The sequence below is a fragment of the Brotaphodocola sp. genome, assembly GCF_050873065.1.
Lineage (GTDB): Bacteria > Bacillota > Clostridia > Lachnospirales > Lachnospiraceae > Brotaphodocola.
Window position 1 is genome coordinate 1 of the sequence record NZ_JBNMIC010000039.1, and the last position, 21243, is coordinate 21243.

Below are 21243 nucleotides of genomic sequence, written 5' to 3' on the forward strand. Positions count from 1 at the left end.
ACATCTATAAGGGGTCACCTCCGTTACATTAAACTTTGGTCGGTAAAATGATTGGGAGGCTTCTTATAGATGTATTTTATTACAACAAAAAGAATGTTGGAAGTATGTTTTTCAACACACCCCAACATTCAGTATAGAACCGTTTTTCTCTGCGCTCTTTTTTGCTTTGCATCTCGATTTTCTTTCCACTTTCTTTCCAAGGATTGCCTTTGTGGCAATGGAACCTGACTGCTGAGAAATTTTTGTGGTTTTCAGAAGAAAAAATCACAAAAAGAACACAGTTTGAACACGTTTTTCCTGTATTTTAAAGGAAATTCAAAGAAAATTCGTTATAAATTGGATTGAATTTAGAGACCAAATTCACAGATAAGATTTACAGACAACAGGAAGGCAGGAGATCCGAATGAGTATTGACAAGATGATTCTGGACAGCTACCAGGAAACGAACTCGGTGAAAAAAGTGGAGAAGGAGACCGGATACAGCTGGTGCCGGATTGTGAAGACATTGGCGACGCATGGAATTACAACAAGTGATTTGCATCGAAGAATTTTACACCTGTATCATGCGGGAATGGCGAGAGAGGAGATTGCGGCTCAGGTGGGTCTCGGTGTGCGGACCACAGATGCATACCTGCCAAGAAAACGCGATGTGGTGTACGGGGAGGCGCGCACGGAAAATGCGCAGAGATGCTTAAAAAGCAGGCAGCGCAGGAAAGAAAAAGATATGGGATTGGCATAAGCAGATTGTTACAAAAATGTCAATAAGCAAAAGTGTTGAAAAATTATCAATTTTGCTCCTGTTTTTCGTCAGGGGGTATTTTAGGAAAAATGGTAAAAAACACTGGACGAAATTGTCGTTTTATGAGAAAATATGATCAAGTACGATGAGTAATAAAGAGACGGTTGTGTGGCGTCAGACTGCGGGGTCAAATCAGAAGCGCAGTACCATACAGCGCGGCATTATGGCGCGTACTTTATGAGATTACATAGTTGAAAGGAGTTTTGACATGATTTATTCACAGGAAGTAGAAGAAATGTGCACCGTCGCTCAGGGCGTGCATCATGGTGCTGCTCCGATTCCGGAGGAGGCAAAATGGGTACAGTCTAAACAGGTGGGAGACATTTCCGGTCTGACACACGGTGTTGGCTGGTGCGCTCCGCAGCAGGGTGCTTGTAAGCTGACTCTTAACGTGAAAGAGGGCATCATTCAGGAGGCTCTGGTTGAGACCATCGGATGCTCCGGCATGACTCACTCCGCAGCAATGGCAGCTGAGATTCTTCCGGGACTGACTGTTCTGGAGGCTCTGAACACTGACCTGGTTTGTGATGCAATCAATACCGCTATGAGAGAGCTGTTCCTTCAGATCGCATACGGCAGATCCCAGAGTGCATTCTCTGAGGATGGTCTTCCGATCGGCGCAGGTCTTGAGGATCTTGGTAAGGGTCTTCGTTCTCAGGTTGGTACCATGTATGGCACCCTGAAGAAGGGTCCTCGTTACCTGGAGATGGCTGAGGGATATGTAACCGGCATCGCTCTGGATGCTGACGATCAGATCATCGGCTATCAGTTCGTGAACTTCGGCAAGATGACCGACTTTATTAAGAAGGGCGACGACCCGACCACTGCTTACGAGAAGGCAAAGGGTCAGTACGGCCGCATCGCAGATGCAGTTAAGATCATCGATCCGAGACAGGCATAAACGAACGAATTTGAAGGAGGAGACAAGTCATCATGGCATTATTTGAATCATATGAGAGACGCATCAAGCAGATTGATGCAGTATTAAACAGCTATGGCATCGCTTCTATCGAGGAAGCAGAGAAAATTACCAAGGACGCAGGTCTGGACGTATACAAGCAGGTTGAGGCTATTCAGCCGATCTGTTTCGAGAATGCAAAGTGGGCTTACACCGTAGGCGCAGCAATCGCAATCAAGAAGGGCTGCCGTCGTGCAGCAGATGCAGCTGCAGCAATCGGTGAGGGTCTTCAGGCTTTCTGTATTCCGGGATCTGTTGCTGATCAGCGTAAGGTAGGTCTGGGCCATGGTAATCTGGGTAAGATGCTTCTGGAAGAGACCACTGACTGCTTCTGCTTCCTGGCTGGACATGAGTCCTTCGCAGCAGCAGAGGGTGCTATCGGTATCGCAGAGAAGGCAAACAAGGTTCGTCAGAAACCTCTGCGTGTTATCCTGAACGGTCTGGGCAAAGATGCTGCACAGATCATCTCCCGTATCAATGGTTTCACCTATGTAGAGACTCAGATGGATTACTACACCGGCGAAGTAAAAGAGCTGTGGAGAAAGTCCTACTCTGAGGGTCTGCGCGCTAAGGTAAACTGCTATGGCGCAAATGACGTTCGTGAGGGTGTTGCAATCATGTGGAAGGAAGGCGTTGACGTTTCCATCACCGGTAACTCCACCAACCCGACCCGTTTCCAGCATCCGGTAGCTGGTACCTACAAGAAGGAGTGCCAGGAGAAGGGTAAGAAGTACTTCTCCGTAGCTTCTGGTGGCGGTACTGGACGTACCCTGCATCCGGATAACATGGCAGCTGGTCCGGCTTCCTACGGAATGACCGATACCATGGGCCGTATGCATTCTGATGCACAGTTCGCAGGTTCTTCTTCCGTTCCGGCTCACGTAGAGATGATGGGTCTGATCGGAATGGGTAACAACCCGATGGTAGGTGCTACCGTAGCAGTAGCAGTTTCCGTAGAGGAAGCAGCTAAGGCTGGCAAGTTCTAAAAATAACGGATTTAAGCCGTTTATAGAAATGCAGGAGATGGAGTAGAGCTGGATGGTTCTACTCCATTTTTAGCTTTTATTGGGAAATTTTCTTTACCGGAAGAGAAAATGCAGAAGATGTAAAAGGAGGTGCATTGAGTATGAATATAAGTATTGTAGTTGGCATCGTTGTGGCAGTTGTTACGAATCAGCTTGTAGGGATTGCATACAGAAAATGGAAGGAGAAAAGAAGATGAGAGAAATTATGAAGTTTGTATTGAGCGCAATGTCATGTTTTTTCTTTGCACGCGCATTTTTTGATTTGGTGAAGATTCTGAAATATTTGTATGAAAAAAAAAGAGAGAATATGTAAAATGAGTATAAGTATGGAAGCGATAAAAAATGTGATTATTATTGCAATCTCGTTGATTCTGGGATATGTTGCGCGAAAAATCTTTGAAAAACGCAGAGATAAAGATATGTGTGAGTAAGGATGTGAAGTATGGGGATGAGAGCAGAGTGGAGCGAAGCAGAAAAGCATGCACTGAACGAGAAATTGGATCATCCTCAGAACATTGATAACTTAGTCTTTCGTGGATCTTTCGGCAGAAACTTGCCCGCACTCTCATAAAATGATAAAATAGAGGCATGCAGTTATACGCTCTGTGAGCGTTTGACTTGACTAAGTGAGGGGAGAATGGCAAATGAAGATTCAGAATCGGGAGATTATCCTGGACTATCCGATCCGCAATGAAGTCATGGGAAAAATTGCGGGTTATCATGTGAGACCGGGACTGTTTGACATTAATGGGGCGATGGTGCTCGAATGTGGTGTGAACTTTACAATTCATACCAGAAACGGCACAAGCTGTGAGCTTCTGCTGTTCCACCGTGGAGAGGAAGAACCATATGCGGTGCTCCCATTTCCGGAGGAGTATAAGATTGGCGATGTGTATTCGATGATTGTGTTTGGATTGCAGCCGGAAGAATTTGAATATGCATATCGGATTGACGGACCGAACAATCCGAAGGCGGGTCTTCTGTTTGATAAGAAAAATGTGCTTCTTGATCCTTATGCGCGCTGCGTTGTGGGAAAGGAGCGCTGGGGAGAGAAGAAGAGCCGGGATTACCATGCCTGTGTGGTTCGGGACAATTTTGACTGGGGAGATATGCCGCAGTCGAAGCGGGAGATGAGTGATCTGGTCATCTATGAGCTCCACGTGCGCGGCTTTACGCGCCATCATTCTTCCGGAGTGCGCCATCCGGGAACCTTTGAGGGACTTCGGGAGAAAATCCCGTATCTCAAGAGCCTTGGAGTCAATGCGGTCGAGCTGATGCCGATTTTTGAGTTCGATGAGATGCTTAACTCGAGAGAGGTCGATGGAAAGACGCTTCTGGAGTACTGGGGATACAATACGGTGTGCTTCTTTGCCCCGAATGCGAGTTATTCGTCGACCCATGTGGACGGAACAGAGGGCAAAGAGCTCAAAGAGCTGATCCGCCTCCTGCACGCAAATGGAATTGAAGTCATTCTCGACGTGGTCTTCAATCATACCGCAGAGGGAAATGAGAAGGGACCGTCCTTCTGCTTTAAGGGAATTGACAACAAGATCTATTACATGCTCACACCGGACGGATATTACTACAATTTCAGCGGATGCGGAAATACGCTTAACTGCAACAATCCGATTGTCCAGAATCTGATTCTGGAGTGTCTGCGCTACTGGACCGTGCGCTACCGCGTCGATGGCTTCCGTTTCGATCTTGCGAGCATTCTCGGACGAAATGAGGATGGTTCTCCGATGAACAATCCGCCTCTTCTTCGAAGCCTTGCCTATGACCCTATTCTCGGAAATGTCAAGCTGATTGCCGAGGCGTGGGATGCCGGCGGATTGTATCAGGTTGGAAGATTCCCGGCAAGCGGACGCTGGGCGGAGTGGAACGGCCGTTACCGCGATACGATCCGTGGATTCTTGAAGGGAGACAACTGGGAAGCGTGGGATGCGGCATGGAGAATTTCCGGTTCCGGAGATCTCTATGGAGGAATGACTTCGGATGACCATGCAGAATATGCCGGATACAACTCCTGCGTCAATTTCCTGACGTGTCACGATGGATTTACGCTCTATGACCTGTACGCTTACAATGGCAAGCACAACGAGGCAAATGGCTGGGACAATACAGATGGGGCAAATGATAACCGAAGCTGGAACTGCGGTGCGGAGGGAGATACTGACGACTGGCAGGTAAATCAGCTCCGCATGCGAATGATCCGGAATGCCTGCGCAGTCCTGATGTGCAGCCGCGGCACGCCGATGTTCCTCGCCGGAGATGAATTTGGAAATACCCAGTACGGAAACAATAACGGATACTGTCAGGACAGTGAGATCTCCTGGCTGGACTGGTCGCTGCTTGAGAAAAACAGGGATCTGTTTGAATTTTTCCGCTATATGATCCAGTTCCGCCACGATCATCCGGTGATCCGCAAACGTCTCCCGGATGCGGTCTGTGGAATGGAGCCGATCCGCTCTCACGAGGCGGATGCCTTGCGCCCGGGAAATATTTCCCACGACACGAGAACACTCTGCGTGAGCTTTGCAGGCTATGATAAGGATAAGGGAAGAGATGACATGGTTTATCTCGCCGTGAATACTTACTGGGAGGATGTGACGATCACGCTTCCGGATACGCGCAGAGCGGGTTTCTGGTACCTGTATGTGAATACATTCGGGGACGGACAGGGACGTTACTGCTATTCCGAGCAGGAGGCAGTCCGGATTGAGGGCACATTTACGATGCGTCCGCGTTCCGTGGCGGTCTTCTCGGTCAGAACCTATTAAATCAAAGAACATGAACAAAACCGCTGTGAACTCTCATTTTTATGATCCGGATGAGGGCTCGCAGCGGTTTTTCTTATGAATTCAAATTTTTATACTTTTTATAGCTTTTATACGGTCTGTCTTTTTGGAATGAATACCTGGAAGTCTTTATTTCCCTTGAGTTCTTTTCCGGCGGAGATCGTCACGTTCTTGTCGGTGATGACGTAATCCAGATCAGCACCTGCCTCGACAACCGTATCCTGCATCAGAACACAGTTGCGCACGCGTGCTCCTTTTGCAATGCGGACACCTCTGAAGAGGATGGAATCCTCGACATCGCCCTCGATCACGCAGCCATCGGCAGCCATGATGTTCTTCGCATTTGCGCCGTTGATGTAGCGGGTCGGGTTATCATCACGAATCTTTGTGTAGATCGGGTTGGAGGAGAAGAGGGCATCGACGTTGACATCATCGAGCATCTTCATATTCTCCTCGAAGTAGCTCTTCATATCGGTGATGCGAGCGACATAGCCGTCGTAACGATATGCCTGAATGTTCAGCTTGTTGACCTGAGGAGCGAGAATATCGCGCTCAAAATAGATATATCCGCGCGCGAAAGCAACTTCGATCTGCTGAATCAGGAGTTCTCTGCTGAGAATATAGATATTCATGCCAAAATTCTGGATACCCTGCTCTTTGGAGTTCATGTAGATGTTTCTCACACGGCCATTCTCAACTGCAAAGGTGTAGTAGAGAACATCATCCGTGATCGGAGCGGACAGAAGACCTGCCGGAAGCGGCTCTTCCTTGTAGGCAACGGTCACATCAGCGCCACTCTCAACGTGCTTGTTGATGAAATCCTTGAAATCAAAGTTTGCAGCCAGATTGGTATCTGCCAGAATGACGTATTTCTCTTTCTGGCGCTTTAAGTGGCTCAGGATGTTGGCAAGCGCCTGCACACGGCCATTGTAGACGGAGACACCGCGCTCAGCGTAAGGCGGAACGATGTTCAGACCGCCGTTCTTGCGTACGAGATCATAGGCACGTCCGGAACCTAAGTGATCCATCAAGGACAGGTAGTTCTTGCGGACAACAACGGAGATGTTGTCGATTCCGCAGTTTGCCATGCTCGACAGAATGAAGTCGACCAGACGATAACGGCTGGCGAAAGGAATGGAAGCCATCAGGCGTTCTGCCACAAGATCGGGAACCAGAGCGTCATAGGAGTTTGGGAAAATGATGCCCAGAGCATCGGAGTTAGAATTTACCATTGTTCTTCACCATCCTTTACATCGTTGTTGATCATCGCCTTAGGGCCGATCTTTGCATTTGCACCGATCTTCACGCCCGAGCCGATGGTTGCCACATTCTTCTCGTCGCCGGAAGGCATATCGCCGACAACGGCATTCTCGCCGATCTCAACATTCTCAGCGAGGATTGCATGGCGCACCACAGCACCTGAACGGATGATGGAGCCACCCATGACAACAGAATCCTCGACCACAGCACCCGGCTCTACCTTGACACCGGAGAAGAGGATGGAGTGCTTGACACCGCCCTCGATTCGGCAGCCGTCGGTGATCATGGAGTTTGTGACAACGGCATTCTTCGCGATCTTGTGACCGGTCATACCGCTGTTGCGGCTGTAAATCTTCCAGTTCTCATCGAACAGGTTGATGCCGCTGTGCTCCGGATCGAGCACTTCCATGTTTGCTTCCCAGAGAGACGGGATGGTGCCGACGTCTTTCCAGTAGCCGTCAAAATGATAAGCGTACATTCTGCGTCCGTCACGCAGCAGATTGGGGATGATATTGTTTCCGAAATCGTTCTCAGAATTCGGATCGGCCTCGTCCTCGATCAGGTATTTGCGCAGAATATCCCAGTTGAAGATGTAAATTCCCATCGATGCCAGGTTGGACTTCGGATTCTTCGGTTTCTCCTGGAACTCGGTGATGCGGTCGTTCTCGTCTGCAACCATCAGGCCGAAACGGGAAGCATCCTCCCACGGAACCTCCATGACAGCAACACTGAACTCAGCATTCTTTTCCTTGTGGAAACGAAGGAAATCACTGTAGTCCTGTTTGCAGATCTGGTCGCCGGAAAGAATAATTACATACTCGGGATTATAGCGCTCAATAAAAGAAATATTCTGGTAGATCGCATTGGCAGTTCCCTTGTACCAGTCAGAGCCGGAAGCCTTCTGATAAGGCGGGAGCACATGAACACCTCCATAGAGACGGTCGAGATCCCACGGCTGTCCGTTGCCGATATACTCGTTGAGCACCAGTGGCTGATACTGGGTCAGAATTCCTACGGTATCGATACCGGAATTTACGCAGTTGGAAAGCGGAAAGTCGATGATACGATATTTTCCGCCAAAAGGAACTGCAGGTTTTGCCAGCTTCTGGGTCAGGGCATAAAGCCGGGAACCCTGGCCGCCGGCAAGAAGCATAGCAATCATTTCTTTGGCCATAAAATTTATCCCCCTCAAAATATTCGTGTATTCCCAGCTGTGCACAGATTCCATGAGCCGTGTCGCCAAATGGAAAATGTCTGCGTACAGATATGAAAAACATCCTGAGAATACATCGGTATGCGCGTCGCCTGTTTTTGGAATATTTTTTAAAAACAGGGCGCATATGAGAATTACTCATATACAAATTGTACCATAGAAAAGCAAAAAAAGACAGATGTTTTGTTAAATACAGGAAAGAAAATTTGTGGTATAATGCCCACAGGGTTACAATAACTCAAAAGACACAGTTTGGTGTTAAGACTAGGAAAAGAGAGTGTAAAGAGATGAATTCAAAATACAGGGGAATTGCCTGCATTGTATTTTCAGCGTTCTGTTTTTCGCTGATGAGTGTGTTTATTCGTCTGGCAGGAGATCTGCCGTCGATGCAGAAGAGTCTGTTCCGCAATCTGGTGGCAGTCTTCTTCGCAATTGTGATTATGAAAAAACAGAAAGTGGGATTTTCGGGTGACAAGAAAAACCTTGGCCTGCTCGTGGTGCGCTCCCTGTTTGGAACGATGGGAATTCTGTGCAACTATTATGCCGTCGATCATCTTGTTCTGGCGGATGCCTCAATGCTCAACAAGATGGCGCCGTTTTTCACTCTGCTCTTCAGCTTTATTCTTCTGAGAGAGCGGATCAGCCTTGTGCAGGGGCTTGCCGTCGCGGGAGCCTTTCTTGGAAGCCTTCTGATTCTCCGACCGACCGGGTTGGATCTGTCGAGACTTCCCGCTTTTATCGGACTTCTCGGCGGAATGGGAGCAGGAATTGCCTATGCGTTTGTGCGCCTGCTCGGAACGAGAGGGGAGAAGGGACCCTTTATCGTCTTTTTCTTCTCCACGTTTTCCGTGCTTGTCCTGCTCCCGTTTGTGATTGCGGGCTACCATCCGATGGAGTGGTGGCAGCTTGGGAGTCTGCTCCTTGCGGGGCTTGCGGCGACGGGCGGCCAGTTTGGTGTGACGATGGCATACTGTTATGCGCCGGCGCGGGAGATCTCCGTTTATGACTACTCCCAGATTATTTTCTCCACGATCTGGGGATTTTTGTTCTTCGGCCAGATCCCGGATGCGATGAGTCTGGCGGGCTATGTCATCATCTGCGCGATGGGAGTCTGGATCTTTCTGTACAACAAGAGAAGAGCGTAGACAGCAGCAGGAGATGGCAGATGTGATATCGATACAGGTCGACATGGGTTGATCTTTGATATGGATTGGCATAGATCCGTGCAGACCGATAGAGGAGAACAAAAAAGACGACTGCAAGATAGGAAGAGGAAATTCCTTTCTGCAATCGTCTCCACATTTCAAAGGGAGGAGCCGGCAGCCCGTCGCTGCCGGCAATTATGAAAAAAATTTTATCAAATAGTTGGTAGCTTCATTTGATGATTTTAGTATAGCGAGAAATTGTGAAAGAAGTTTAGCAGAAGTATGGAATGTTTGTAACAGATTTATGAATAAAAAATGAACGAAGGAGGGAGAGCGGAGAAATCAAAGGAGATTGAGACAGACATGCCATGCGAAAGCGGAAAGAAGACGAGAAGGGAGATTGACAACAGTGAAGCAGACGGTTCGAATTAAAGTTGAAAACGGAATGATTCTGTTTCTGGCGGTACTTTCCGTGGTCCTGTTCGGGTTGACTTTTGTGCCGGCATGGACCGTAGAATATCGGGTGATGACATTTCTTGAGATGGGGCGGATGGTGCAGAGGGCATTTTCGGTCATTTTGTTTTTTCTGTCGTTTCAGTTAAAGAAGAGAAAACATTCGGCGTGGAAAATTACCGTTTTTGTCCTGGTTCTGAGTATTTTGCGCTGTATGGCAGAGCTGAGGGAGAGCCCGACGCATCGGCTCGCCTTTGCCGTGAATCTGCTTCTGCTTGTGGGATTTGCGGCATTTCGGACGGATTTCTGCTGCCCGGCATCAAAGCGGTCGAGACAGCAGGCCCTTGCCTTGTTCGGTGCTTCTCTTGCGGGAACACTCGTCAACGCAGGGCTCGGCTATCACTATCTGAAACTTGCATCGCAGCCGGACGGGACGGGAGTTTCCCTCTGGCAGAGCTTCTGCGAGGGAGCCGGAATGATTTTCGGAATGACATCGGACACGATTGCGGGCCCGTGGGGGCAGAGGGCGGAATCGCTGATTTTCTGGTTCAGCTGGGGCTGCCTGCTCGCCGCAGTTTTATATGCGGTGCGGCCGTGGCTGGAGGCTCCGTCGGACAGCAGAGACATTCAGCATGCGCGGACTCTCTTGCATTTATATGGAAAAAATCCCTGCTCCTACCTGACACTCGAGGAGGACAAGACCCTGTATTTCGGAAAAACGGTCGACGGGGTGATTCCTTACGGGACGGTGGATGACACGGTTATCGTGAATGGAGATCCGGTGTGTGCGGATGGAGATTTCGGCGTCCTGCTTGCGGAGTTTCGACAGTTTTGCCAGAAGAGTGCCTACAAGCTGTTTTTCCTCGGCCTCACGGATGAATACCTGGAGGAGTACAAAAAACAGGGTTTTGGAATTGTGAAAGCCGGCGAGGAGGCGAGATTTAAGCTCTCGGACTATGAGATTTCCGGCAAAAAAGGCGCAAAGATGCGCATGAATATCAATCATGCCGTGAAAGCAGGAATCACGATCAAGGAATACAGGATCAGCGAAAAGCGGGATCCGAAGATCGAGGAAGGTCTGATGCGGGTCAGCGAGGAATGGCTCTCTGAGAAGAAAAGCGGACTTTTGACGTTCACAATGGGAACGGTTGGACTTGAAAATCCGATGGACCGCCGTTACTTCTATGCGGAGACCGCAGAGGGAAAAATCGTTGCCTTTGTCGTGTTCGTCCCGTTCCTTGCAGGAAATGGATATATGGCAGATGTGACGCGCCATGGAAAGGATGCCCCGGGCGGCGTGATGGAGACGATCATCTATCAGGCTTTTCAGGCATTCCGCGAGGAGGGAATCGGTTATGGAAGCCTTGGAGTGGCGCCGTTAACCGGACTTGACGGAAAGAGTGCCAATCCGATTGAAAAACTGCTGCGTTTTGTGTACGATAACCTTAACGCCTGCTATGGATTTCGTGATCTGTACCGGGCAAAGGAGAAATACAGCCCGACGGAGTGGGTGCCGTCCTACTATGCGTATCTGCCGAAGGTGCCGACACCCGATATGTTTTATGCGGTGGTGAAGATCCAGAATCCACAGGGAATCATGGATTATGTGCGGTCATTTTTGAAAGAACGTTTTCAGAGGAAACAAAAAAATGAGAAAAAGAACGGATGAGACTGAGACTGCTCGAAAGAGCGGAAAATTTGAGACGGACGATGCCAGAATTTACTATGAGGTGCATGGGGACGGGAATGGAAAACCGATCGTTCTGCTTCATGGAAACGGGGAGTCCCACAAAATTTTTGAGAAGTACGCAGCGTGGCTGCAAGATAAGGGATTTCAGGTGATTCTGATGGACAGCAGGGGGCATGGCCATTCCCTTCTAAAAAAGACGTCCAGTCTGGAATTTACGACCCGGGACATGGCAGGGGATGTTCTCAAACTGATTCATCATCTCGGGATTGAGAAGGTCACGCTTCTCGGATTCAGTGATGGGGCAAATATTGCTCTGGAGTTTGCATCGCTCTATCAAAAACACACGGCCGGAGTGATCGCGGTCAGCGGAAATGCGAAGCCCTGGGGCATGCTGCTTCCGTACTACCTGTTTGTAGGGGCGGAGTACGCCGTCTCCGGAATTCTCAGGGAGTTCTGTCAGGATAAAAAACAGCGCCGGAAATTTGACCGGAGCAGGATGTTAAACGGGCTGATGTTCCACTCGCCGGATCTGACCGAGGAGCGTCTCGGAAAGATTCAGGCTCCGACGCTTCTGATTGCGGGGACAAACGATGTGATCCGCGTCTCTCACAGCCAGTGGATGCAGCGCCAGATTCCAAAAAGCCGTCTGGTTCTCTTAAAAGGGGCGCGCCATGCGGATTTCCTGCACAAGAGAGAGCGTTACATGAAGGTGATTGAGAGATTTTTTGAGGAGAGAGGGGACTGGGAGTGATGGGAGAGAAAAAAGAGAATAAGAAACCTCAGATTGATCTTCACGGAGACATCTCGATTCCATATCTGAAAAAAAGCCGATTTACCGGGAGTTTTCGGGGAATGAGGTATCTTCTGGAAAAGGGAGAGCGGATTATTGAGGAGGCGCAGGGGGAAGAACCTGCAAAGACAGAGCCGGTGATTCATGCAGTGATCTGGCCGGAACCGTTCAACTATGAGGTCACGGAAGAGGAAAAAAAACACAGCCGCGATTTCACATTCACGACAGATGGAATCTGGGAAGCTGTGGCTTGGCTGAATGAAGAACATGAGGCCGGTCATTTTTGAAAAATATTGAAGGATAATTAATTACATATGAAACTGGAAAATAATCTTGATACAGATGACGTGAAAAGCCTTGTCTGGAGACTGGCAGTTCCGTCGATGCTGGCGCAGTTTGTCAGCGTGTTTTACAGCATTGTGGACCGAATGTATATCGGAAACATTCCGAAGATCGGAGAGAGTGCACTTGCCGGAGTCGGGGTCTGCGGGCCGATCGTGACGCTGATTTCTTCGTTTGCGTGTCTGATCGGAATCGGCGGTGCGCCGTTAATGAGCATCCGTCTCGGAGAGAAAAATGAGCGCGCGGCGAGACAGATTCTTGCAAACTGTTTTCTGATGCTTGCGGTCTTATCCGCTGTTCTGACAGTGACGGCACTGGCATTCTCGGAGAAGATGCTCTGGTGGTTCGGGGCAGGGGAGAGGACATTTCCGTATGCGTATCAGTACATCACGATCTATCTGCTCGGCACCGTTTTTGCACTGATGACGACGGGAATGAATCAGTTTATCATCTGTCAGGGATTTGCAAAAGTCGGTATGAAGGCCGTTGTGCTCGGCGCGGTCGCAAATATTGTCCTTGATCCGGTGTTTATCTTTGGATTTGGAATGGGAGTGCGCGGGGCGGCGGTTGCGACGGTGCTCTCCCAGCTTGCTTCCTGCACATATGTGCTGACATTTCTCTTTGGAAAGAGAGTGCCAATCCGCATCACTTTTGGGGATTACAGCTGGAAGGTCATGCGCAGGGTCATGAAGGTGGGCGCATCTCCGTGCATCATCATTGCGATGGACAATGTGCTGATTATCTCGATGAATACAGTGATTCAGAGACTCGGAGGTCCGGGACAGGGTGATACGCTTCTGACGTGTGCGACGATTGCACAGAGTTTCATGCTGATCGTGACAATGCCGCTCGGGGGAATCACAAGCGGAACGCAGACAATTCTCGGATACAATTTCGGAGCAAAGCGCCCGGACCGCATCTGGAGGGCACAGCAGTATATCTTGAAGATGTCTCTGGGCTTTACTGCGATCATGTTCCTGCTTTCCCAGATCATCCCTGGGCTGTTTGCGCAGATTTTTACGAGAAATCCGGAATACATCGGTCTGACGGCGAGAGCAATCCGGATTTCAGCGCTTGCTGTGATCCCTCTTGCCGTGCAGTACACGATTGTGGATGGTTTTACAGGAATGGGAATTGCGCATGTCGCGATCAGCCTGTCGCTGTTTCGAAAGGGACTCTATCTGGCAGGGGTATTTGTGATTCCGCTTCTGTTTGGAATCACGAATGTGTTCTGGACGGAACCTGTCTCGGATGTGATTTCCGCAGCAGTGTCGACAACGGTGTATCTGATGCTGTTTAAGAAGGTGGTCGGAGATCCGTCGATGGGAAGAAAAGACAGAAAAAAATAGGTTTTGAACAGAGAAGTTTCTGAGATTCTGAGATAAAGAAGGATTTTCAGGATAAGGAAGGGTTTTCGGGACAAAGAAGGGGGAGCTTTATGAAAATGGTGAGAAAACATTTCTATTTTTCCGGACGCGTGCAGGGCGTGGGATTTCGCTATCAGGCAACGCGGATTGCGCGGGGACTGGGGATTTGCGGCTGGGTGCAGAATCTTTGGGACGGCCGTGTCGAGATGGAAGCACAGGGGTATGAGACGATGGTCTGGGAACTTGTGCGTCGCTTAAGAGAGGAGCCGTATATCCAGATTGAAAATGTGGAATCAGAGGACATTCCTTTAAAAGAGGAAAAGGGATTTTACATGGCAAATTAGGGGAAAAATAAAAAACCAAAACCCGGAGGAAGATGAAAGGAAGATAAAACAGAAAAATAAAAAAGAGACATAGAAGAAAAAAAGAAAACAGCAAGAGAAAACAGGAGGATGAGAGCGATGCTGACAAAGAAAGAAGTGCTTCTTCAGGCGAGGACCTGTCTGGGAAAATACTGCAAGGGATGTGAGATCTGTGACGGGCGGGCGTGCAGAAATCAGATTCCGGGACCGGGAGCCAAGGGGGTCGGCGACACGGCAATCCGCAATTATGAAAAATGGAAGGAGATCCGTGTCCAGATGGATACGATCTGCGAGAATGGCCCGGTTGACACGACGTTTGAACTGTTTGGAAAGAAATTTGCCTATCCGTTTTTTGCAGGACCGGTCGGAGCGGTGAATCTGCATTACGGGGAGACTTATAATGATGCGACCTACAATGATGTTCTGGTTCGCGCGTGTGCCAAGGCGGGCATTGCGGCGTTTACCGGTGACGGGACAGATCCGAGTGTGATGGTTGCGGCGACGCAGGCGGTGAAGCATGCAGATGGAATCGGAGTGCCGACGGTCAAGCCGTGGGATGCGAAGACGGTGGCGCAGAAAATGGAGCTGGTGCGTGAGAGCGGCGCGTTTGCGGTTGCGATGGATGTGGATGCAGCGGGTCTGCCGTTTTTGAAAAATTTGAATCCACCGGCCGGAGCGAAGACGGTTGAGGAGCTTGGCGGGATCATCCGTGAGGCGGGACTTCCGTTCATTGTGAAAGGCGTCATGACGGTGCGCGGGGCAATGAAAGCGAAGGAGGCCGGTGCATCTGCGATTGTCGTGTCGAACCACGGCGGCCGTGTGCTTGACCAGTGTCCGGCGACGGCAGAAGTTCTTCCGGAGATTGCAGAGGCAGTCGGAGATTCGATGAAGATTCTCGTGGACGGAGGAATCCGGACAGGTGTGGATCTGTTTAAGGCACTGGCACTTGGTGCGGATGGAGTGCTGATCTGCCGTCCGTTTGTGACTGCGGTGTATGGCGGAGCAGAGGAGGGAGTTGAGGAACTCATCACCCGCCTCGGTGCAGAACTTGAGGATACAATGGCAATGTGCGGAGCAAAAAGTCTTGCCGAGATCAGCCGGGATATGGTGCGTTAAACGAAATGATATTGGATTGCCACCAGGATCCGCTGCTGTTTGCACAACGCGTGAACGGAACCTATAACTCTCAGGAATACCATACATTCCATTTTGAGAGTTGACAAAAAGAAGCATGATTGTTATCATTAGAGGTACTTGACAGGAAAGGGTGAAAGCCGATGGATAGAATTGTTTTATCATTGCTGGTAGACAACACTTCCGGTGTACTGAGCCGCGTAGCGGGTCTGTTCAGCCGCCGGGGATACAATATTGAGAGTCTGACCGTTGGTGTTACGGCAGATGAGCGCTATTCCAGAATGACGGTGGTTTCCTACGGAGATCAGAGTATTTTGGAACAGATTGAAAAGCAGCTTCGCAAGCTGGAAGATGTCCGCGACATCAAGGAACTGAAGCCGGGTCACTCCGTTTATCGTGAGCTGATTATGGTAAAGGTTCGGGCGAATGCAAACCAGCGCCAGGCAGTCAATGCGATCTCAAGCATTTTCCGTGCGACGATCGTGGATGTGGGAAAAGATTCCCTCACCGTGATGCTGACCGGTGATCAGTCCAAGCTGGATGCCCTGATCAATCTGCTCGAGGATTATGAGATTCTGGAGCTTGCAAGAACCGGTCTGACCGGTCTTTCAAGAGGTTCCGATGATATCCGTTATCTGCCGTAGGACAGAGCGGAACGCCTCTCAACATGAGGGCGGGGGATTTCGCAGAAAATACGGAATCCATGAAGGTTGTTAGCGAGAAGGCATGCCAAAGACGGACAGAGAGACGCCGGTATGAATCCTTTTGCTTATAAAATTTTAAAAAAATTTAGATTCATATGTATTTCCAAGGAGGAAAAGAATCATGGCAAAGATTTATTATCAGGAAGATTGTAACTTATCCTTACTGGAGGGTAAGACCATTGCGATTATCGGCTACGGTAGCCAGGGACATGCACACGCATTAAACTTAAAGGATTCTGGATGCCACGTTATCATCGGTCTGTACGAGGGCAGCAAGTCCTGGGCAAAGGCTGAGAAGCAGGGCTTTGAGGTTTATACCGCAGCAGAGGCTGCAAAGAAGGCAGATATCATCATGATCCTGATCAACGATGAGCTGCAGGCAGATATGTACAAGAAGGACATCGAGCCGAACCTGGAAGAGGGTAACATGCTGATGTTCGCTCATGGTTTCAACATTCATTTCGGATGCATCAATCCGCCGAAGAATGTCGATGTAACCATGATCGCTCCGAAGGCACCGGGTCATACCGTTCGCAGCGAGTATCAGGCTGGTAAGGGAACTCCGTGTCTGGTAGCTGTTGAGCAGGATTACACCGGTAAGGCTCTGGAGAAGGCACTGGCTTACGGCCTGGGCATCGGCGGAGCAAGAGCAGGTCTGCTGGAGACCACCTTCCGTACCGAGACTGAGACCGATCTGTTCGGTGAGCAGGCAGTTCTGTGCGGCGGCGTTTGCGCTCTGATGCAGGCTGGTTTCGAGACTCTGGTTGAGGCTGGTTATGATCCGAAGAACGCATACTTCGAGTGCATCCATGAGATGAAGCTGATCGTAGACCTGATCTACCAGTCTGGTTTCGCTGGAATGCGTTACTCCATCTCCAACACCGCTGAGTACGGCGATTACATCACCGGACCGAAGCTGATCACTGAGGAGACCAAGAAGACCATGAAGAAGATCCTGACCGATATCCAGGATGGTACCTTCGCTAAGGAGTTCCTGCTTGATATGTCTCCGGCAGGCCGTCAGGTACACTTCAAGGCTATGAGAAAGCTGGCTTCCGAGCATCCGTCTGAGAAGGTTGGTGCAGAGATCCGTAAGCTGTACAGCTGGAACAACGAAGAGGATAAGCTGATCAACAACTAATCCGAGTTGTTCATCTGAGAACAAAAACTGAATAAGAAGATTTCTTCTACATAAGAAATCTACATAGGAAAGAGAGACTTTGCAGGCAGCTGCCCTGTGAGGTCTCTTTTTTTCCTCTCTTTCTTGTGTTTCCTGTCTTCCCTGAGAGGTTTCTTGACTGTATCTGGGTGAATCCTTTTTTGGAAAATATAAAAAATTAAAATTTGTTTGGGATTTTATTTGATTTGTAACAATCGTTACGGAGTTTTGATGGATTTTCGAGTATTCTGTATACGAGCAAAAGAAAACGAGAAAATGAACAAACAAGAACAAAAAAGATAAGTAAAAATTAAGAACCGGAAAGAACCGGAAAAACCAGAAAAAACGAAAGAAACGATTGGAAACGAAAGAAAAGATTAGAAGAGATTGGGATAAAACTCAAAAATTATAAAAAATATCGCAGAGCAATGGAGGAAATCTTGAATGAATAAAATGTTTTGTTTTCAGTGTGAGCAGACAGCTGGCTGCAGTGGCTGTACGGGAAATGCGGGAGTCTGTGGAAAGAGTGCAGAGGTCGCAAATCTTCAGGATGAGCTGACCGGAGAGCTGCTTGGTCTGGCAAAAGGCTGTTTTCACCATCCGGGTGATGAAAACACGACCAGGCTGATCATTGAGGCATTATTTACAACGATCACGAATGTGAATTTCAATGAAGAGACCGTGACAGAGATGATTGAGCGAGTGCGCCGGGAAAAGGCGAGAATCTCTCCGGGATGCATCACCTGCGCTTCCCGCTGTGGCGACACGGACAGATACGAGATGAAGGCGATCTGGGAGGCAGATGAGGATATCCGCTCTCTGAAATCTCTGATCTTGTTCGGAATCCGCGGAATGGCGGCTTACGCGTATCACGCGTTGGTGCTCGGATACCGCGATGAAAGAGTGGATCAGTTTTTTATAAAGGCACTTGCCGTGCTTGGATATGATCTGGAGATGGCGGATCTGCTTCCGGTTGTCCTTGAGGTCGGGGAAGTCAATCTGGCGTGTATGGAACTTCTGGATAAGGCAAACCGCGAGAGCTTTGGAGACCCGAAACCGGTGACGGTTCCGCTCTCCGTCGAGAAGGGACCGTTTATCGTGATCAGCGGACATGATCTTCTTGATCTGAAACTGCTTCTGGAGCAGACGAAGGACAAGGGCATCAACATTTATACGCATGGGGAGATGCTTCCGGCACATGGCTATCCGGAGTTAAAGAAATATCCGCATCTGAAGGGGAATTTCGGAACGGCATGGCAGAACCAGCAGAAGGAATTTGATAACATTCCGGCGCCGGTTCTTTTCACGACGAACTGCCTGATGCCGGTGAAGAAGAGTTATGCGGACCGCGTATTTACGACGGAGGTGGTTTCCTATCCGGAGATGAAGCATATCGGGGAGGATAAGGATTTCACTCCGGTGATCGAGAAGGCATTAGAGCTTGGCGGTTATGCGGAGGATCGTGAGATGACCGGAATTAACGGTGGAAATCAGGTGATGACCGGATTTGCGCATGGAACGGTGCTCGCTGTCGCAGATCAGGTTGTGGACGCCGTGAAAGCGGGGAAAATCAGTCATTTCTTCCTTGTCGGTGGATGTGACGGAGCACGCCCGGGAAGAAATTATTACACGGATTTTGTGAAGAAAATTCCAAAAGATTCTGTGATTCTGACACTCGCCTGCGGAAAATACCGTTTCAATGATCTCGATCTCGGGGAAGTGGCGGGACTTCCGCGCATCATGGATATGGGACGGTGTAACGACGCATACAGTGCGATTCGCGTCGCACTTGCACTTGCAGAGGCGTTTGGGTGCTCTGTCAATGAGCTTCCGCTGTCTCTCGTACTGTCCTGGTATGAGCAGAAAGCAGTGTGTATTTTGCTGACCCTGCTTCATCTCGGAATTGAAAATATCCGGCTGGGCCCGACTTTACCTGCATTTCTTTCCAAAAATGTGTTAAACTATCTGGTGGAAAACTATCACATTGCGCCGACTACGACAGCAGAGGAAGATTTAAAGGCGCTGCTGGGTCGCTAAGTGGCTTGTGAAAACCAAGAGGAAGAGCGCCGAGAAAAAGAGAGACCGTACCATGTACACAGGAAAAATCAGAGAAAAAACTCAGGGAAAATCCAGAGGAAAATCCGCTAGATGGTCCGGATGGACCGTAAAGAGGGAAATCAATAACAAAAAAGGAGAAGGTATGATGGAAGAGAGAATGAAGAACATTAACAAGGCAGAGGTTTTAAGCCTGAAAGAGATGATCGCGTATCAGGAGGGACAGGTGGTCAGCCGCACACTGGCACAGAACGAAGCAGTCAGCCTGACGCTGTTTTCTTTCTGGAAGGGTGAGGAGATCAGCACCCATGAGTCAGGTGGCGATGCGATGGTACAGTGCCTTGACGGAGTGGGATGTATCACGATCGATGGCGTGCAGTATGAGCTTCATGAGGGGGAGACGATTGTGATGCCGGCTCGCCATCCGCATGCCGTGTATGGAAAAGAGAATTTTAAGATGCTGCTGACGGTTATCTTTTAAAAATTTATAGATTTATAGGTTTATTGATTTATCGAGGCGCCGACGACGAGTAAAGTCAGTCAAACATGCTCTCGCTCCGGGTTTGTCTGCACTTTCTCGTCTTACGTCGCCGGCTGGTATAGACGTAGGCTTTAAGTATTTGCAAAAATGATATAACTATTTTTCCCGCAAGTAGAGAAATCTGCTTGTGGGATTTTTTTGCGTATATACGTGTAATGGAGTAGATTTCTTTCAAAAGAGGAGCTGTCAATTCGGAGCTTCCTGTGGTACGATGGTATGGAAAAAAATAGAATCTAACATAGACTGGGCATACAGGCGATGGGGGAGAGATGGTTCGTGAAATATGTCTGTATGAGATCAGGGAAAGGACAGATTTGATATGAAGATACTGCTTTATGAAGTGCGGGAGGACGAGAAGGCAGATATTGCCAGAATTGCGGAAGAGTTAAAGCTTGAGGTTGTGGAGACTGGCGAAGTGCCGTCGCTTGAGAATGCAGGGATGGCAGAGGGCTGTGTCGGTGTGTCGATTCTCGGTCAGGGCACGATTGATGCGCCGCTTTTGGATGCGTGGAAGAAACTGGGCGTGGAGTGCCTCTCGACGAGAACGATCGGGTTTAATCATATTGATGTGGCGTATGCAAAGAGCATTGGGATGCATGTGTGCCATGCAAACTATGAGCCGGATGGCGTGTCAGATTTCACAATTATGATGATGCTGATGTGTCTGCGCAATTATAAGCAGGCGCTCTGGAGAGGCCAGGTAAATGACTTTGCGCTTAAAGGCTTGATGGGACGTGAGCTTAAGCATATGACAGTCGGCGTGATCGGAACCGGAAAGATCGGCGCTCAGGTTATCCGCAGTCTGTCCGGATTTGGCTGCCGGATTCTGGCGGTTGATCCGTATGAGAAGGAAGAAGTGAAGAAGTATGCGACCTATGTGGATCGCGAGACTGTCTATCGCGAGGCGGATATTATCACGCTACATCTTCCTCTGACACCGGAAAATTATCATATGCTGGATCGCGAGACGATTGCAAAGATGAAAGATGGAGTAATCCTGATCAACTGTGCGAGAGGAGAACTTGTGGACATCGATGCACTTGTCGAGGGCATTGAGAGCGAAAAGATCGGAGCACTCGGTCTTGACACTGTTGAGGGCGAGGAGGGTATCATCCATGAGGATCACCGAATCGACATTCTGAAAAACAGAAACTGGTTCTATCTGCACCAGTTCCGCAACGTTATTTTTACTCCGCATATGGCATTCTATACGGATACTGCCGTGCGCAGCATGGTGGACTGTGGTCTTCGCGGGATTGTGGAGATGAAAGAGGGAACACCTTGCAGAACAGAGCTGTAAGCGGCATTTCCTGGAGGCAGCCCTTTGCCTCTTGAAATGAGGCTACCGCAATCCCACTGACTTTAGACGGTGGGTTAAGGTAGCCAAAAGTTAGATATTATTGTATGCTTATATCATGGGAACATGGAAATCTAAAAACAGACACAAA

General features: G+C 49.1%; 18 protein-coding genes. 16 read left to right on the forward strand and 2 right to left on the reverse strand.

The features are described 5' to 3' along the window. The first annotated feature begins 403 nt into the window (after positions 1–403). The 4 genes from ACR0QE_RS10075 (at position 404) to ACR0QE_RS10090 (ending at position 5562) form a co-directional block, all read left to right on the forward strand. A complete protein-coding gene (locus ACR0QE_RS10075) occupies positions 404–739 on the forward strand; it encodes a hypothetical protein (protein ID WP_432628226.1) in 336 nt (111 codons plus the stop codon). Between the two features lie 268 nt (positions 740–1007). Next, complete coding sequence (locus tag ACR0QE_RS10080; RefSeq protein WP_432628227.1) at positions 1008–1700, forward strand: iron-sulfur cluster assembly scaffold protein; 693 nt, start codon at positions 1008–1010, stop codon at positions 1698–1700. Positions 1701–1732: 32 nt separating this feature from the next. Further along, positions 1733–2743, forward strand: coding sequence for a GGGtGRT protein (locus tag ACR0QE_RS10085; RefSeq protein WP_177977718.1), 1011 nt, complete (start codon positions 1733–1735; stop codon positions 2741–2743). Positions 2744–3426: 683 nt separating this feature from the next. Continuing rightward, positions 3427–5562, forward strand: coding sequence for a glycogen debranching protein (locus ACR0QE_RS10090; RefSeq protein ID WP_432628228.1), 2136 nt, complete (start codon positions 3427–3429; stop codon positions 5560–5562). 107 nt (positions 5563–5669) lie between these two features. Here the strand turns inward: ACR0QE_RS10090 and glgD are convergent, their stop codons facing one another. Then, the gene (gene glgD / locus ACR0QE_RS10095; protein WP_432628229.1) at positions 5670–6812 is read right to left on the reverse strand and encodes a glucose-1-phosphate adenylyltransferase subunit GlgD; all 1143 of its coding nucleotides are present in this window, start codon (positions 6810–6812) and stop codon (positions 5670–5672) included. Beyond that, the gene (locus ACR0QE_RS10100) at positions 6806–8014 is read right to left on the reverse strand and encodes a glucose-1-phosphate adenylyltransferase (RefSeq protein ID WP_432628230.1); all 1209 of its coding nucleotides are present in this window, start codon (positions 8012–8014) and stop codon (positions 6806–6808) included. Before ACR0QE_RS10100 ends, glgD begins: the two co-directional genes overlap by 7 nt. A gap of 326 nt (positions 8015–8340) precedes the next feature. Between ACR0QE_RS10100 and ACR0QE_RS10105 the strand changes: the two genes are divergently transcribed. The 12 genes from ACR0QE_RS10105 (at position 8341) to ACR0QE_RS10160 (ending at position 21095) form a co-directional block, all read left to right on the forward strand. Next, positions 8341–9198 (forward strand): DMT family transporter, encoded by an 858-nt coding sequence (locus tag ACR0QE_RS10105; RefSeq protein ID WP_432628231.1) that lies wholly within the window; start codon positions 8341–8343, stop codon positions 9196–9198. A 409-nt stretch (positions 9199–9607) separates the two neighbouring features. Then, on the forward strand, positions 9608–11320 hold the full coding sequence (locus ACR0QE_RS10110) for a bifunctional lysylphosphatidylglycerol flippase/synthetase MprF (protein ID WP_432628232.1): 1713 nt from the start codon (positions 9608–9610) through the stop codon (positions 11318–11320). After that, a complete protein-coding gene (locus ACR0QE_RS10115) occupies positions 11301–12092 on the forward strand; it encodes an alpha/beta fold hydrolase (RefSeq protein WP_432628233.1) in 792 nt (263 codons plus the stop codon). The genes ACR0QE_RS10110 and ACR0QE_RS10115 overlap by 20 nt, the downstream gene beginning before the upstream one ends. After that, entirely contained in the window at positions 12092–12418 is a 327-nt protein-coding gene (locus ACR0QE_RS10120; protein WP_432628234.1) for a hypothetical protein, read from the forward strand. The genes ACR0QE_RS10115 and ACR0QE_RS10120 overlap by 1 nt, the downstream gene beginning before the upstream one ends. 27 nt (positions 12419–12445) lie before the next feature. Then, on the forward strand, positions 12446–13822 hold the full coding sequence (locus tag ACR0QE_RS10125) for an MATE family efflux transporter (RefSeq protein ID WP_432628235.1): 1377 nt from the start codon (positions 12446–12448) through the stop codon (positions 13820–13822). Between the two features lie 89 nt (positions 13823–13911). Next, complete coding sequence (locus tag ACR0QE_RS10130) at positions 13912–14184, forward strand: acylphosphatase (RefSeq protein ID WP_432628236.1); 273 nt, start codon at positions 13912–13914, stop codon at positions 14182–14184. Positions 14185–14301: 117 nt separating this feature from the next. Continuing rightward, positions 14302–15318 carry an alpha-hydroxy-acid oxidizing protein gene (locus tag ACR0QE_RS10135; RefSeq protein WP_432628237.1) on the forward strand — a complete coding sequence of 339 codons (1017 nt, stop codon included), beginning with the start codon at positions 14302–14304 and terminating at the stop codon, positions 15316–15318. 161 nt (positions 15319–15479) lie between these two features. Continuing rightward, complete coding sequence (gene ilvN, locus ACR0QE_RS10140; RefSeq protein ID WP_432628238.1) at positions 15480–15980, forward strand: acetolactate synthase small subunit; 501 nt, start codon at positions 15480–15482, stop codon at positions 15978–15980. 178 nt (positions 15981–16158) lie between these two features. Then, positions 16159–17181, forward strand: a complete 1023-nt coding sequence (gene ilvC, locus ACR0QE_RS10145) for a ketol-acid reductoisomerase (RefSeq protein WP_432628241.1) — start codon at positions 16159–16161, stop codon at positions 17179–17181. A 471-nt stretch (positions 17182–17652) separates the two neighbouring features. After that, entirely contained in the window at positions 17653–19236 is a 1584-nt protein-coding gene (gene hcp, locus ACR0QE_RS10150; protein WP_432628242.1) for a hydroxylamine reductase, read from the forward strand. 166 nt (positions 19237–19402) lie between these two features. Continuing rightward, the gene (locus ACR0QE_RS10155) at positions 19403–19735 is read left to right on the forward strand and encodes a cupin domain-containing protein (RefSeq protein WP_432628239.1); all 333 of its coding nucleotides are present in this window, start codon (positions 19403–19405) and stop codon (positions 19733–19735) included. Between the two features lie 379 nt (positions 19736–20114). Then, positions 20115–21095: a D-isomer specific 2-hydroxyacid dehydrogenase family protein gene (locus ACR0QE_RS10160; protein ID WP_432628240.1), complete on the forward strand. Its 981-nt coding sequence runs from the start codon at positions 20115–20117 to the stop codon at positions 21093–21095. Positions 21096–21243: the final 148 nt, after the last annotated feature.